Genomic DNA, 14,875 nt, shown 5'->3' with positions numbered 1-14,875 from the left:
TATTGTCTTTAAAGCCATGAAATTGATGGCTTTTTACTCTGGACAAAAATGTGATCTACCTCTAGTATTTGCCTCCTTGTCTATTCGTCTGGGAATAATCCCATCGCAAGGAAGCCAACACTCAAATACCTGAGGTTACTCATGCAGTTATCACTGAAAAACTTGTCGGTACGAACGCAAGTTTTGGTTCCAGTTCTATTCACCGCGATCACTCTGTTTATTACATTGTGGATCACTCAAAACAACCTAGAAGCAGAGCAAGAATTGGTTGCTTCTAACTCCCATTCTCTCGTGTTTTACAAAGACACGCTTGCTCAAATTGATGATCAAGTTTACCCATTACGCATAAGCGCGGTTTACGCGATCTACGATGCTGCTCGTCGTGATGCGTTCCTTGCTGACCTAAAAGCGGGTGCAAAAGCCATTGATACAGACCTTGATCTTATCGATGCACGCGGCACGTTCAGCAAAGACGCGGGGAAGGTTCGTCAAAGTATCGATGCTTACATTGACTACTCTACTCGTGCTGTTGAATTCTTTAACCGCCATGACCGTGGTTTAGTGTCGGATAACGAATACACAAACTTCATCTCAGGTTACCGCCGTGCGGGCAACGAAATGGTTGCAACCATCAACGCACTATCACAGCGTGTGAATGAGATTGCAACGGAAGCAACTGCAGAGAGCGCACGCCAGCATACTCGCGTACAAAACAATGCCATGATGTCAGTTATTGCGGTATTTGCATTCTCTTTACTAGGCGCTTGGTTCCTATCTGGCATGATCGTAACGCCAATCCGAAAACTGCAAGAAGTGATACGTAAGCTAGCAGGTGGTGACCTGTCGGTACGTGCAGACATTGATGGCGACAACGAAATTTCTCAGCTAAGCAAAGACGTAAACCAAACAGCGAAACAGCTTCACGATACGGTTGATCAATTGATGCGCATCAGTGAAGAAGTGGCTTCTGCTTCAACTGAGCTTGCAGCAGTAATGACGCAAGCAGAAGCAAATGCTCAGCAAGAGCTAGCGGAAATCGAGCAAGTTGCGTCGGCAGTCAATGAGCTAGCGAGCACGGCTAACAACGTAAGTGACAACGCGACATCAGCAGATGCAACAGCACGTGAAGCTGACGGCCTAGCGCAATCTGGTCTAGCGATCTTCCAAGAGAGTGCACAAGCAAGCGAGCAAATGTCTCAAGCACTGAACGATGCTGCGCAAGTGGTTCTGCGTCTAAAAGAGCAATCCGTTCAAATCAACGACGTTATCGAAGTGATTCGTGGCGTATCTGAGCAAACGAACCTTCTAGCCCTAAATGCCGCGATTGAAGCCGCGCGTGCTGGTGAATCTGGCCGTGGTTTTGCCGTGGTAGCTGATGAAGTTCGTATGCTGGCTGCTCGTACACAAGATTCTACGCAAGAAATCTCATCTATCATTGAAGAGCTTCAAGCGCAGTCTGGTCTAGCCAACGACAGCATGCAGGTGAGCCTAGAGATGCTTAACCGCAACAACGAGCTGACTCAACAAGCGAACGACGCACTGATCGGCATTACAGAGTCGGTAGTGAATATCAACGACTCGAACACGCAAGTGGCGACTGCGGCGGAAGAACAGTCTCAAGTAACACAAGACATCAACCGTAATGTCGTCAACATGTCTGAGCTTGTGAATCAAAACGTAGCGGGCATTAGCCAAAGTGCGAGTGCAAGTACTGAGCTTTCTCACCTTGCAGAGAAACAAAAAGAACAGTTGAGCTTCTTCAAGCTATAAGCATTAAGTAGAAATCTTAATCGATACAAACTGACTAAATATCATTAGAATCCCTAAGCCTCGGCTTGGGGATTTTTTATGAAAGTGAAGTAATTACTCAGTTAACAGTAATTAAAACAGTCAGTTACCAAAAATAATTCGTGACTCAAGTCACATTTATAAATGTTAAACCAGACTTTCTAGCGTCAAATTTTTTTTGACGCGCACACATTTTCCCAACTATCCGACAACTTGATGGTTTTGACATATTCATATCGTCACCACCAATGGTGTTTTGTTCAATTTAGGCTGTGTATTCAACTTGTTGCGCTAAAAAGCGCAGCTGCTAATATGCCGCCCGTTTTCTCTTCGGTACAGAAAAGTCCTGTTTTCTGGTGAGAAAATAATGACAAAACAAAGATATGGAAAACTATAAATGAAATTGAAAACTTTAGCTGTAGCAGTGGCACTGTTAGCATCTGGATCTCAAGTTGTCGCTTCAGAACTGTACAACCAAGATGGCACTTCACTAGAAATGGGCGGCCGCGCTGAAGCTCGTCTATCTATGATGGATGGCAAAGCAGAAGACCGTTCTCGCATCCGTCTTAACTTCCTAGGCAAACAGGAAATTAGCGATAGCCTATACGGTGTTGGTTTCTGGGAAGGTGAGTTTGAAACATTCGAAAACGGCGGTGTAGACGGTAACAGCGATCTTGAAACTCGTTACGCTTACGCAGGTCTTGGTGGCAAGTACGGTGAAATCACTTACGGTAAAAACGACGGTGCACTAGGTGTTATCACTGACTTCACTGATATCATGGCTTACCACGGCAACACTGCGGCTGATAAACTAGCGGTAGCTGACCGTACAGACAATATGGTTGCTTACTCTGGTCAGTTCGATCAACTAGCAGTACGCGCAAGCTACCGTTTTGCTGATCGCACAACAGATGCAAACGGCTTTGATGACAACGAGCAAGACGGCTTCTCTCTATCTGGTATTTACGCATTCGCTGACACTGGCTTTGAGCTAGGTGCTGGCTTCGCTAGCCAAGATAAAGATGATCAATACATGCTAGCGGCATCTTACACTGTAGGTAACTTCTACGTTGCTGGTAACTACACAGATATTGATTATGATTCTGTTGATTACAAAGGCTACGAACTAGCAGCTGCATACACAATGGGCCAAACAGTGTTCACTTCTACTTACAACAAGGGTGAAGTAGAGAGCGAAGAAACTGTAGAAAACCTAGCGGTTGACGTAACTTACTACTTCAAGCCTAACTTCCGTGGCTACGCGTCATACAACTTCGATCTAATGGATAACGAAGGCTCTAACGAGGAAGACGAACTAGCACTAGGTCTACGTTACGACTTCTAAGTCGATAATGACTGAAAATATACTGCCTTATTCTTAGTCATTTAAAACCCCTTGCCAGATGGTAAGGGGTTTTTCCGTTATATCGGTAAAATGCAGAAAAGTAGCGTTGCGTTAGCCTCTCAGCTTTAGCTTGGTACCATCGAATTTGAGGTGGCTTAACAGGTTCTTAGCGTTGGCTTTGCCGAAATCATCAAACTCAACGCCGTAACGGGCGTAGTGAACCGATTTCTGCAAGTTACAAATTCTCCCCTTCAATGGCGCAAGCATACGACCATTACCTGGCATGGTAATGTCGAGCGTCACCAGATCGCCAACTTGCAATGTTCTGCTCATCGGTGACGTCACGAATCGACAACCGCTTTTAGAGAGATCACGTATCTCACACTCTGCTCGGTATTGTTCAAACTGAAGGCGAGAGCGCAGATTCACTTCGTATCGCACTTCTTTTCTCAGCTGATATACCTGCATGGTATTAGGAAGGTTTAGTACCAATAGTGGGTAGGGGTCGCCTAAACGGTGTTTGAGCTGTGCTCGGAAAGGAATGACGGCACCTTCGCCACGATGGGAGTAAGCTTTTACGTTGATCCAAAAGCCTTCTTGAAAGTAGAACTTCAAATCCTCATCGGAGATATTTGGGATTTCAATCAACGCGGTATTGTTAGAATGACAGCCCATAAATGTACTGGTGGTGATGAACTTGGTACCAACGGGCGTAGTGACGTTGAGAGTCACTTCACTGCCGTGTTCTACCATTGCCATAGCATCGGTGCTGTTGAGTGTACTTGCCTGACGTTCTGGAGTGTTTCTGCTTTGTGGAGATGTTCTTTTATCTCCGGCGCTTGCGATCATATTTCTCATTATTATTGTCGTGCCTGATGTGAGAAGGTGTTACGCGCTATATTAGTACGAAGTGACTAGTGATTCGTGGGTATCATTCTAGGCAGTCGTATAGATGGTTTCAATAAAGTGAAAGGGAAAAGTGGGGAGCCGATAATGCAGAAAGTGACACAAGACACAATAAACCAAACTTTTTGGGTCGATTTAGAGAGTAACCACAAAGCGAGGGTGGTTTATAAGCTGGATGGGCAGGCGATGCATATCACGTCGACTTTGATTCCTGAAGAGTTACGGGGTAAAGGTTACGGCAAAGTGATGATGGAGGCCGTCTTGCCAGAAATAGAGGCACAAGATTATCGCGTTGTACCTGTTTGTCCTTACGTGGTTAAATACATAGCAAGACACCCAGAATGGGCACATTTACTCGCATAATGGAGCCAATGATTAACCCACTATATCAAAGCATCGGTGATGAACTCGAACTTGGTTCGCTTGAACGTATTGATGTCATTCAATCGCTATGGGGTGGTTATGGTGAACTCGTTCGGCTGACTTTCCCATCTCACTCTATCATCGTTAAACACGTTCAACTTCCTAAGCCCTCCGAACACCCTCGAGGCTGGAATACCGATCGCTCGCACCAACGTAAGCTGCATTCTTACCAAGTGGAAGTGATTTGGTATCAGTACTTTAGTCAACGGGTTGATGAACACTGTCGAATCCCTAAAAGATTAAAGTGTTTTCAGAATGAAAATGAATGGCTAATTGTCATGGAAGATCTCGCTCAGGCTGGTTATCCAAACGTGATTAAAAACGCGAGTGAAGGGCACTTAAAAGCCAGCTTGACTTGGTTGGCAAACTTTCATGCCCGCTACCTTGGCGTGTGTGATGAAACCTTATGGCAAACAGGCACCTATTGGCATTTGGCTACAAGGCCTGATGAACTATCGGTACTGAAGGATGATAGGCTCAAGAAGAATGCTGAGTTGATTGATCGCACTTTGCGTCAGGCGCGTTTTCAAACTTTGGTTCATGGGGACGCTAAACTGGCCAATTTTTGCTTTGACGATGAAGGCTCAGCCGCTGCGGCAGTAGATTTCCAATATGTGGGACATGGTTGTGCGATGAAAGACGTGGCACTGTTTATGAGCAGCGCTGTTGGACCTAGCCAGTGTGCTGAGATGGAAGCTTGGGTACTGGACACCTACTTCAATGCGTTAGCTAAGGCACTTAAACACTATCAACCTGAACTTGACGCTTCTGTGGTTGAGCAAGAATGGCGGCCATTGTTTGCAGTTGCCTGGGCAGATTTTCAGCGCTTTGTGAAAGGGTGGAGCCCAGAACACTGGAAGATTAACCCATATACGGAAGCGTTAACTCTACGAGCACTGGATTACTTAGATTCACTTTATAGCTAAGACGTAAGACATCGTTATTAATTTGATTCTTAGGATATAAGTAGAAAAGAAAACCTCCCATGATGTTTCTGTAAGGAATCGTGGGAGGTTTTTTGTTTGGTGTGGGTTTAGTTTTTCGGTTTTCGAATGCGAGCTAGGCTGTAGGTATTGATAAACTCTCCGTCTCGGAAAGAGGCATCAACTAACTCACCTTCGATCTCAAAACCGTGTTTTTTGTATAAACCAATCGCCGCTTCGTTATCAGTATTCACTTCAATTTGGATGCGTCTTACATTCAGCCAGTTATCTGCTAGTTCCGTCACTGTGCTTATCAGCGCACTGCCAACCCCTAAACCGTGGTACTTATCATGAACACCAATACCAAATGATGCGGTGTGCGAAGTTCTTGGACGTTGTGAGTGATGGAAGCCAATGTTTCCTACCACCTTGCCATCGATTTCTGCGACATAGCTATACACACCAGTTGGCATGTTGGATAACCGGTCGACCCACATGGTGACGGATGGCTTCGGGAGTTGCAGGGTTTCACGTTGTGCTTTTGGTTGCGAATAAATTTCGACTAGCGCAGCAGCGTCTTCAACAGTGGTTGGACGAACGATAATTTCCATGCTTCTCTCCTTTGTAGTTATTTGGAATTAAATTCAATTTAACGAGAGAAAGTTGCTTTGAATAGTCTTTTTTTATCTTTACGCTTCAAATGGCTTTTAAATTAGTATGTTACGAATCTCTAACTTTCACTTTTTATAGTGAATTATCATTGGAAATATCAATGAGAGTGATCTTTTGTTGAATTTTTGTGCTAAAGAAATTCACCTTTATGGAGAATAATGGTGAAGTTGTATTGTTCAAAATAAACCCTTTTTATCAGAGTTTTAAGCTGCCATATGTAATTAGTTGCTTTTTGTTTTGCTGGGTTAATTCCAAACCATAGAATTGACGAGATCATGACAAGGAGACACTGCTTCCAATAAAAATTTTATGCAGTGCCTCGAGGGGGTGAGAGGTAAATAAAAGAGAGCTAAGCGACTATTGCTCGTTGTTTTGCGTGGCTTTTAAACGTGACTTCTCTGCGTTGATTATGCCTGGATTCCCAATGCGAACGGTTTGGAGTAAATGTTTAATCCACATAGGCAAAGATGGGGATAAGCGATAATGAATCCAAAGACCATGTCGGGTATCTTTCAAGAATGTCGTGTCTCTTAGTAAAGCTAGGTGGCGAGAGACTTTTGGCTGGCTTTCATTCAAAGCGTTTTTCAAATCGGTTACGGTTAGATCTTGTTCATCTTCTAACAGCATCAATATCTTGAGTCGCAGCGGATCGCTCATCAGCTTAAAGAAATTGCTCGGATCCACTTGTGTGCGGTTTTCTTCACTGTTGAGGAGTAGAAATAGACTGATTCTCTCAATCAATTCTTTTGCCGTATTGTGGAAAGGTTCGACACCTTCAAGCGGTTTTGGGTCGACGAGGTTCCAATGTAATTGGTCGATGTCTTGGTCGAAGATCACGCATTCATCTTTGGCGTTATCACACAATGTAATGACGAAGTCATAGTGATTCTTTCCCACTTCTGCGTAGTCTTTCGAACGAAGTCCTTCATGACTTATTTGATGCGCTTTCAATACATCAAACACTCTTGTGTCGACGTCACTTGGGTGGACTCCTGCGCTTTCGGCATGGAAAATTTCACCTGCCATATGGTTGAAGATCGCTTCGGCAAGTTGTGAGCGAGCGGAGTTACCGGTGCAAAGAAACAGGACTTGTTTTTTCATCATATCAAACTATGGATTTCAGAGGCTTGCGTCAAAATGACCATTGATACGCAACAGTATAACCTTCTGAGAGTTGAACAAGAAGCACGTATCTTTCCTTGGTCTATGAGCGGTCAGGCTACTATTCATACGAAGGAATGCGGTCATAATTTTCAACTTGTAAAAATTGTTTTAATTATCATCAAATAAAATGGACGGTAGCGAATTTTTTCTGTGCCATTTTTTCACCTAACCTGATGAAATTAAAAGAAAGTACTAAAAAGGGTTAAATTATAATGATATTGCGAATTTGTTACATTTGGCGGTATGATGGCGGCTTCATATCCTAAGGACTCATCATGAATACGCCACAGAAAAGCTGGAGAACGCCACAAAACTTTCTTCTGCTGATTTCCATTATTGTTCCTATTGCCTTCTCCACTTGGATGGCGCTACTGAACAACTTCGTTATCGAAAAAGCCAACTTTGATGGAGCCGATATCGGTTTACTGCAAAGTGTGCGTGAGATTCCCGGTTTTCTTGCTTTCACTGTTGTGTTTGTTTTGCTGTTTATCCGTGAGCAACGTTTTATGTTGGTCTCGCTCGCTATGCTGACACTCGGCACGGCAATCACAGGTTACTTCCCATCTTTGTTTGGACTTCTTTTTACCACCTTGTTGATGTCGACTGGCTTCCATTATTTCGAAACACTGAAGCAATCTTTGTCCTTGCAATGGCTTTCTAAGGAAGAAGCGCCGGAAATGCTGGGTAAGTTCATTTCGGTTGGAGCCTTAGCCTCACTGTTCACATACGGTGCAATTTGGGTGCTGTTGGAGGAGTTGAAACTGGAATTCAAAACCGTCTACTTATTGGCTGGTGGTATTGGTTTTGTGTTGATTATGATCATGGCGTTTGCCTTCCCAGAATTCAAAACGGAAGTACCACAAAATAAGAAGCTTGTTCTGCGTAAGCGTTACTGGCTTTACTACGCGTTGACCTTTATGAGCGGTGCACGACGTCAAATCTTTACGGTTTTTGCTGGGTTCTTGATGGTTGAGAAGTTTGGCTATTCGGCTGCAGACATTACGCTTCTCTTCTTAATCAACTACTTGTTTAACTTTATTTTCGCTAAGCGTATTGGACGTTTCATCGGTGTCGTAGGTGAGCGCAAAGCCTTGATGTTTGAATATGTGGGACTGATTTTTGTCTTCGTCGGTTACGGTTTAGTACAAACCGCGGAGTGGGCGGCAGCACTGTACGTGGTCGATCATCTGTTCTTCGCTTTGGCACTTGCAATCAAAACCTACTTCCAGAAGATAGCCGATCCGGCAGACATGGCATCAACGGCGGGTGTGGCGTTTACCATCAACCACATTGCGGCTGTCGTGATTCCAGTAACCTTTGGTGTGATTTGGCTGGTTTCGCCTTCAAGCGTGTTTTACATTGGTGCCGCTATGGCCGCAGTGAGCTTGCTGCTTTCTTTGAACATTCCTGCCAAGCCGGAAGAGGGAAATGAGACTCGTGTGTTGAGATGGAACTAAGTTAGTACTTACTAATCAATAGCTTAGCGCGAAAGTTGGCTATAAAAATGGGATGCAGAGGCATCCCATTTTTATATTCGGTTTTCAACGTGAGACTGGTTTGTTGTAAGACTGGTTCGCTTAGAACGGATACCAAAACAGCTGAGTGTCTATAACGCGTTTGCTAATCGCTGCGGCAACAATCACGACGATGCCTGCCATACACACCATATCGGCTTTGGTCAGCGGCTTTAGGCTGTACCAAGTACGAGAAGAATGACGGCCAAAACCACGCAATGTCATCGCGTTAGAGATTTGGTCAGCGCGATCTAGGCTAGAGAAAATCAAAGGGCCTAAGATCTTAGAAACGTTCTTCATACGGGTAAACAACGGCGCTTTCTTACTCAGTTCAACACCGCGAGCTTGTTGAGCATGCATGATGTTGACGAAGTCTTTCTTCACTTCTGGCAAGTAACGCAAGGTCAAACTTACTGCATAGGCGATTTTGTAAGGAACACCCATGCGGTTCAAACTTGCTGCAAACTCAGTAGGGTGCGTAGTAAACACAAAAACCAAGGCAATTGGGAACATACTGAAGTATTTCAATGTCACGGTGACCAGATAGAACAAGGTCTCTTGGGTGAGTGAGTAATTACCCGGTAACGACAACAATACTGTTGTTGAACCCATGTATTCACCGCCTTGTTGCGGTGCTAATGCGAACATAAACAGAGCATTAATCAACAAAACGCTGCCTGTACCGATCAGTAAAGGCTTGTACACATGGAAAGGTACCTTGGTCATTTTTAACAAACCAAGACCTACAACGATCAGTAGAGCAATGATGCGCAAATCAAAGGTCGTAAGTACCACCGTTACCCATGCAATGAACATCAAAAACTTGGTGATGCCATTGAGTTTGTGCAGTGGCGATTGGGTATCGATGTAGTTGATACCAAACTTCATCTTGTTGTCTTTCATGCCACTACTTTCTTAATGTTTTTAGCATCATTATTTTGTTAATCTTGAGCTTCTGAAGTTTGTAAATCGGCTTTGTTTTCACGCTCTCGACGTGCTTTTTCAACGTCAATAAAGTGCTGCATAAAGTCGTTCGTGTTCTCAATGCCTAACTCAGTCGCCAGTTCATACAAGCTAGTTGTCGCCAAGTTCGCTTGGTCTAACAGTGCTGGGGAACTAAACACTTCGGTCATTGGTGCGTCGGCAATCAACTTACTGTCGGCAATCACGATGGAACGAGTGGTGTATTCCAAAACCAAGTGCATGTCATGAGAGATGATCATCACCGTGATGCCAAGTTCACGATTAAGCTTCTCAATAAAGCTCAGCATCGATGTGTAGTTACGGTAATCTTGACCGGCAGTAGGCTCGTCCAGAATCAAAAGCTCAGGCTCTAGGGCAAGAATCGATGCAATCGTCACACGCTTCTTCTGACCGTAGCTTAAGGCCTCAATTGGCCAATGGCGGTACTTGCTCAAACCACAGAGCTCGAGGACTTCCAATACCTTCGCTTCGACTTGTTTCTCTTCAACACCACGGTTACGCAGGCCGAAAGCCACTTCGTCGAAAATCATGTGATGCGAAATCATATGATTTGGGTTTTGCATTACCACGCCAACCTTTTGGCTGCGCTCGAAAATGGTTAGCTCGTTTAAGTCTTGGCCGTTCAAGATCATCGAACCTTGGTCTGGTTCAATCACGCCCATCACAAGCTTAGTGATGGTGGATTTGCCGGAACCGTTTTTACCCAAAACCGAAACGAACTCGCCGCGTTTTACATCGAAGTTAACGTCTTCAAGCGCGTTTTTCTCACCATCGTAGGAATAGGTAAGGTTACGAACAGCCAAAAGAGTCTCGGCTTGCTTTTCAACGTTGGTCGCTTTTGAGGCTTCAAACCATGTGCTGACGGCGGTTTGGTATTGCGCCAATGGCAATGTGTTTAAGCTTGATGGTTTTGCATCGCCTTCAATCGCGCAGCCTGCTTCTTTCAACGCGGAAAGGTAAAGTGGCTCACGAATACCGTATTCCTCGAGAAGAGGGGATGCCAATATCTCATCCGGTGTGGTATCTGCGATGATTTCACCGCTTTCCATTAGAATGATGCGGTCAACAGAGCGGTGCAGAACATCCTCAAGACGGTGCTCGATAATAATGATGGTTTTACCCGTTTCACGGTGCAGCTCATCGATAATCTCGATGGTCTTCTTACCCGTCTTCGGATCAAGGGCAGCGAGTGGTTCGTCGAACAATAAGATGTCAACGTCATCGACTAAGATACCTGCCAAAGAAACGCGCTGTTTTTGACCACCGGATAAATCATGTGGGGAGCGCTCTAACATCTGTTCCAAGTCGACCATTTTGGCTGTAGCTTTGACCAAAGGGTACATGTCGATGTTAGACATCAATTGGTTTTCCAACGCGAATGCGATGTCTTCACCAATGCTCAACCCAACAAATTGGCTGTCCGTATCTTGCAGTACGGTACCAACTTGTTCGGTGAATTGGTGCATGTCAAAAGGGGCTGTGTCTTGACCATTGATGGTCAGTTTGCCACTAGTTTCCCCTTTGATAGCGTGTGGGATCAGTCCGTTAAGACATTGGCCAAGGGTAGATTTACCACTACCACTTGGACCGATAATGACGATTTTCTCTCCTTTCTCTATCCTTAGATTGATATTTTTTAGCGTCGGTTTGTCCAGCGACTCATATCTAAAAGAGAAGTTAGAAAATTCGATTGTCATTCGACATTAAGCCTCTGTTAAGTTGCGGCTTTGCTTGTTACGTTTTGCGACAGACTTAAGAATGAAGAAGCCCACAATAGCAATAAGAATAGTGTTACCCAGCGCGATGATCGACAACTGTGTGAATACCTTAGTGAACGGTTCTGCGTACAAAATGGTGTCTAGGAAGGCTGAACAGCCATAACCGAATACGTTGCCCAACAGCGCAAGCACCACGAACAACGCGAAGTCTTTCATATTGAAGTCACCTTTCTCTAAACGGTTGCGAGTCAGAGAAGGGAAAAGACCGATAATTAAACCAACAATACCTGAACCAAGTACCCAAGTGAGCCATACGCCCCAGCCTGCAAATAGGTCGGTAACCCAGTGGCCGATAAAGCCAACCAAGAAGCCTACCAGAGGGCCGAATAATACTGAGAACAATGCCAATACCGCCATTGCTGGTTTCAGCGTCGTGTTTGCAAACACAGGGATGCCAAACATAGGCAAACCGCCGATGCCGTATAGTGCAGCACCGATTGCAATAACCACCACGGTTTTAGCAGAAAGATTCATAGATAACCTCAGTTCAATTGTCGATTTTAAAGAACGTTCACTTGCTTTGTTTTGCAGCGCTGATTGTGTAACAAAGTTTGGAAACAACCAAGCTGCTTGTTGTTTGCTCTATTTTTCTTCAAGAAATGTGTGACTGAATTCACGCACCTCATTGACTGGCTTAGTTTTTCAGCAAACATCAAAAATAAGGCACGCATTATACAGAATATTGATAAAAGTGGGAATGCTATCTGTCTGGATGGCTAGAATGAAAACAGGGGCTGACTGTCAGCCCCTGATTACACCTTGTGATGGTTTTTTCACCTATGAATTAATGGTCTAGGTATAGGTAGTTTTGCCAGCTCTTCATACGAATAAGGACTTTGCGCATGATAGATACGTGGGTAAAGCTATCGGAGTAAACGGCAACTTCAACCGCTGTACCCATCGGCAGATGATACTCTTCTAAGTCATCCGTGATTTTTAATGTCACTAAAACGCGACCGCTGGTGCGCAGAGCTTCTGTTCCAAGCAGTGAGCCTCGAGCTTGGAATTGGCTCTCACCAATGGCTGGCAACACATCGACCACTTGACCTTTAAACACCTTGCCTGGTAATGCACGGAACATAAACTCCGCTTCAAACCCAGCCTCTAGCCGTTGCAATGAGTTCTGGCGAAACGCTGCCGTATAAAGCTTGTCTTCGGTATGGACAAAGGTCATTACTGGTGCGAGCGGCAAAGGTACAGCCATCACACCTGGACGCAATGCCAATTGCGTGACATAGCCATCCGTTGGTGCGGTTACGACGGTTTGCTCTAAGTTGAACTCAGCTTTTCTTAACTCGGCCAGTAGTGAGGCGACTTGCGTGTTTTCTCCGCCGACTTCAGAATCGAGTGCGATTTGCGCTTGTTTCTGCTTTGATTGCGCCACTTCTAGTGCTGCTTGTGCGGCCTTGAACGCTTGGCGACGAGTATCTAATTGTTGCTCGGTGAAAGCGCCACGATCGAAGCCACGTTGGTACCGATCAAATTCGCGCTGCGCTTTATCACGTTCTGCAAGCGCTTTGATGACCGCTGCTTCTGCTTCTTGAACGCTAGACTCAAGACCAAGTGCGCCCTGGCTTGCTTCTTTTACTCTCGCTCTTAGCTTGTCTACTTCCGCTTGGTATGGAATCGGATCGATACGGAAAAGTACATCACCTTTTTGTAGCGGTTGGTTTGGTTGAACCGGAACTTCAATGACTCGACCGCGAACGCCTGAAACAACAGGGGTGGTTGAGAACACTTGGTTACCAATTTGAGTAAACGGGTGGTTGTAGTTCATTAATAAGATAAGTGTACCGACCAACACTACACCACCGAGTAAGGCTGTTGGCACTGTCCACTTGTTCAGTGGGATATTAAAGATTTTGAAAATCGCGATACATAGCGCGGCGTAAGTCAGAACCAGTAGTAAATCCATTATTGTTCCTCCTTACCTTGTTCTTTTTGTGCTGGAGTGCTCGATGCTGCCTTTTCGCCTTTCAGCGTAGAGACTTCTTTTTTCAATTCATTGACTTCATCAATTAGCTCTTCAAGGCGATGATGGATATCATGTGTTTCTTGTTCGAGTTGCTTGAAGCCCCAGCCTCGCTCTTTGCGCCACAACGTTGCCCAGATCCATAGGAATGGCCAAAGTGCATGAAGTGTGAAAAGGCTCACCCAGCCTGCGTAGTGTATTGCGTCTTGGTGAGGGTGCTCACGCTGTTTTGCTATTTCATAAGGAATATCGTGAATCACGATGATTCCGTAGAAGATAACTAAAGCAACGAAAATGAGTAACCCAAGTGCAAAATAGTCTAAAAACATCTTACTTCCCTGTTCTTGTTGCTAAATAGAAAATAATTCGTAAATTAGTTGTTTAAGCATTTGATGAAACAATAAGTGTATCAAGTTATTTATAGCTCAATTCACAGTTATTGAGAGATACGGCATGGAATACGAAGGAGTAAACAGTGCTATATTCTGGTGAGATTGCCGCGATCAGCGCCGCAATTGTTTGGGCATGTGCGACTTGGATATACAGTCAATTCAGCCATCGTTTTTCTGCCATGCAACTTAACATTGTTAAAGGGGTGATCGCCTCGATGATGATGTTGGTCGTGATTCCTTTTCTCCCCCAAGGTCTGCCAAGCCAAATCGAACCTATTCACCTTGCTGTATTAGCAGTGTCCGGTGTCATTGGTATTGCCATTGGTGATAGCGCTTACTTTTCCGCGCTAAAACGTATCGGGCCAAATAAAACGTTATTGTTGGAGTCCCTTGCTCCACCGTTATCAGGCGTGCTTGCGTTGGTGTTTCTTGGCTCGGAGATGACGCTACAGAGTTGGCTTGGTGTGGTAGTGACGACCGTTGCAGTCACTTTTGTTGTCTTTCAGCCCTCTTCAACTGGTGAAGAAACCAATTGGAGTGGTATCGGATTTGGTCTGTTGGCGAGTGTATGCCAAGCAACGGGTGTGGTGATTTCTCACTATGCATTGGTGGCAGGGGATCTTCCACCTTTGTTGGGGGCATTAATCAGACTCAGCATTGGTGTGGTTGCGGTTTGTTTGGTGATTAAAGTCGTTGAGCCAGCACCTTTTAAAGGCATCAAGCAGCACATTCAAGAGATGGGTAATAAGGCGATGGGATGGCTGTTATTGGCGATTTTCGTCGGTACTTTCCTCGCGCTTTGGCTACAACAAATCGCTTTGAAATACGCCAATCCAGCGATAGCACAAACCTTAATCGCCACTAGCCCGCTGTTTATCTTGGTGATTTACGCTATGAAAGGTGAAAAGGTAGGAGCGAAGAGCGTGATTGGAACATTGGTCGCGCTCGGTGGCATTTCGCTGTTCTTTCTTTAAAGCATTCTCTTAGTTAGTTGAAGCAATATACAAAAACGCC

14 protein-coding genes are annotated in these 14,875 nt (G+C 44.8%); 6 read left to right on the top strand and 8 right to left on the bottom strand.

The window, feature by feature from the left end; all coding sequences use genetic code 11:
- The first annotated feature begins 141 nt into the window (after positions 1-141).
- Complete coding sequence (locus A8140_RS21240) at positions 142-1,770, top strand: methyl-accepting chemotaxis protein (RefSeq protein ID WP_005529974.1); 1,629 nt, start codon at positions 142-144, stop codon at positions 1,768-1,770.
- A 415-nt stretch (positions 1,771-2,185) separates the two neighbouring features.
- Entirely contained in the window at positions 2,186-3,133 is a 948-nt protein-coding gene (locus A8140_RS21235; protein ID WP_038863521.1) for a porin, read from the top strand.
- Between the two features lie 111 nt (positions 3,134-3,244).
- Here the strand turns inward: A8140_RS21235 and A8140_RS21230 are convergent, their stop codons facing one another.
- Positions 3,245-3,982 carry a flagellar brake protein gene (locus tag A8140_RS21230; protein ID WP_005537323.1) on the bottom strand — a complete coding sequence of 246 codons (738 nt, stop codon included), beginning with the start codon at positions 3,980-3,982 and terminating at the stop codon, positions 3,245-3,247.
- A gap of 144 nt (positions 3,983-4,126) precedes the next feature.
- Between A8140_RS21230 and A8140_RS21225 the strand changes: the two genes are divergently transcribed.
- Both A8140_RS21225 and A8140_RS21220 read left to right on the top strand, forming a co-directional pair.
- Positions 4,127-4,402 (top strand): GNAT family N-acetyltransferase, encoded by a 276-nt coding sequence (locus tag A8140_RS21225; protein WP_005537321.1) that lies wholly within the window; start codon positions 4,127-4,129, stop codon positions 4,400-4,402.
- The gene (locus A8140_RS21220; RefSeq protein ID WP_038863519.1) at positions 4,402-5,388 is read left to right on the top strand and encodes a phosphotransferase; all 987 of its coding nucleotides are present in this window, start codon (positions 4,402-4,404) and stop codon (positions 5,386-5,388) included. The genes A8140_RS21225 and A8140_RS21220 overlap by 1 nt, the downstream gene beginning before the upstream one ends.
- Positions 5,389-5,495: 107 nt before the next feature.
- On the opposite strand, the gene A8140_RS21215 is transcribed toward A8140_RS21220, so the two are convergent.
- Both A8140_RS21215 and A8140_RS21210 read right to left on the bottom strand, forming a co-directional pair.
- The gene (locus A8140_RS21215) at positions 5,496-5,996 is read right to left on the bottom strand and encodes a GNAT family N-acetyltransferase (protein ID WP_005535357.1); all 501 of its coding nucleotides are present in this window, start codon (positions 5,994-5,996) and stop codon (positions 5,496-5,498) included.
- 418 nt (positions 5,997-6,414) lie between these two features.
- Positions 6,415-7,161, bottom strand: coding sequence for a metalloregulator ArsR/SmtB family transcription factor (locus A8140_RS21210; RefSeq protein WP_033000562.1), 747 nt, complete (start codon positions 7,159-7,161; stop codon positions 6,415-6,417).
- Positions 7,162-7,496: 335 nt separating this feature from the next.
- Here A8140_RS21210 and A8140_RS21200 point away from each other — a divergent pair, with 335 nt between their 5' ends.
- The gene (locus tag A8140_RS21200; RefSeq protein WP_005535351.1) at positions 7,497-8,678 is read left to right on the top strand and encodes an MFS transporter; all 1,182 of its coding nucleotides are present in this window, start codon (positions 7,497-7,499) and stop codon (positions 8,676-8,678) included.
- A gap of 120 nt (positions 8,679-8,798) precedes the next feature.
- Here A8140_RS21200 and A8140_RS21195 read toward each other — a convergent pair whose 3' ends face one another.
- The 5 genes from A8140_RS21195 to A8140_RS21175 all read right to left on the bottom strand — a co-directional run bounded on the left by A8140_RS21195 (position 8,799) and on the right by A8140_RS21175 (position 13,798).
- Positions 8,799-9,638: an energy-coupling factor transporter transmembrane component T family protein gene (locus tag A8140_RS21195; RefSeq protein ID WP_005535350.1), complete on the bottom strand. Its 840-nt coding sequence runs from the start codon at positions 9,636-9,638 to the stop codon at positions 8,799-8,801.
- A gap of 38 nt (positions 9,639-9,676) precedes the next feature.
- Complete coding sequence (locus A8140_RS21190; protein ID WP_005535348.1) at positions 9,677-11,416, bottom strand: ABC transporter ATP-binding protein; 1,740 nt, start codon at positions 11,414-11,416, stop codon at positions 9,677-9,679.
- A 6-nt stretch (positions 11,417-11,422) separates the two neighbouring features.
- Positions 11,423-11,971 (bottom strand): ECF-type riboflavin transporter substrate-binding protein, encoded by a 549-nt coding sequence (locus tag A8140_RS21185; protein WP_005432209.1) that lies wholly within the window; start codon positions 11,969-11,971, stop codon positions 11,423-11,425.
- 310 nt (positions 11,972-12,281) lie between these two features.
- The gene (locus tag A8140_RS21180) at positions 12,282-13,412 is read right to left on the bottom strand and encodes an HlyD family secretion protein (protein WP_005535346.1); all 1,131 of its coding nucleotides are present in this window, start codon (positions 13,410-13,412) and stop codon (positions 12,282-12,284) included.
- Complete coding sequence (locus A8140_RS21175) at positions 13,412-13,798, bottom strand: DUF3302 domain-containing protein (RefSeq protein WP_005535345.1); 387 nt, start codon at positions 13,796-13,798, stop codon at positions 13,412-13,414. Before A8140_RS21175 ends, A8140_RS21180 begins: the two co-directional genes overlap by 1 nt.
- Before the next feature lie 146 nt (positions 13,799-13,944).
- On the opposite strand from A8140_RS21175, the gene A8140_RS21170 reads away from it, so the two are divergent.
- Positions 13,945-14,835: a DMT family transporter gene (locus A8140_RS21170; protein ID WP_005535343.1), complete on the top strand. Its 891-nt coding sequence runs from the start codon at positions 13,945-13,947 to the stop codon at positions 14,833-14,835.
- The last annotated feature ends 40 nt before the right edge of the window (positions 14,836-14,875 follow it).

This window comes from Vibrio campbellii CAIM 519 = NBRC 15631 = ATCC 25920 (assembly GCF_002163755.1).
GTDB lineage: Bacteria > Pseudomonadota > Gammaproteobacteria > Enterobacterales > Vibrionaceae > Vibrio > Vibrio campbellii.
Note: the sequence above shows the minus strand (reverse complement) of the source record. Positions and strands in the feature narration are given on the sequence as shown.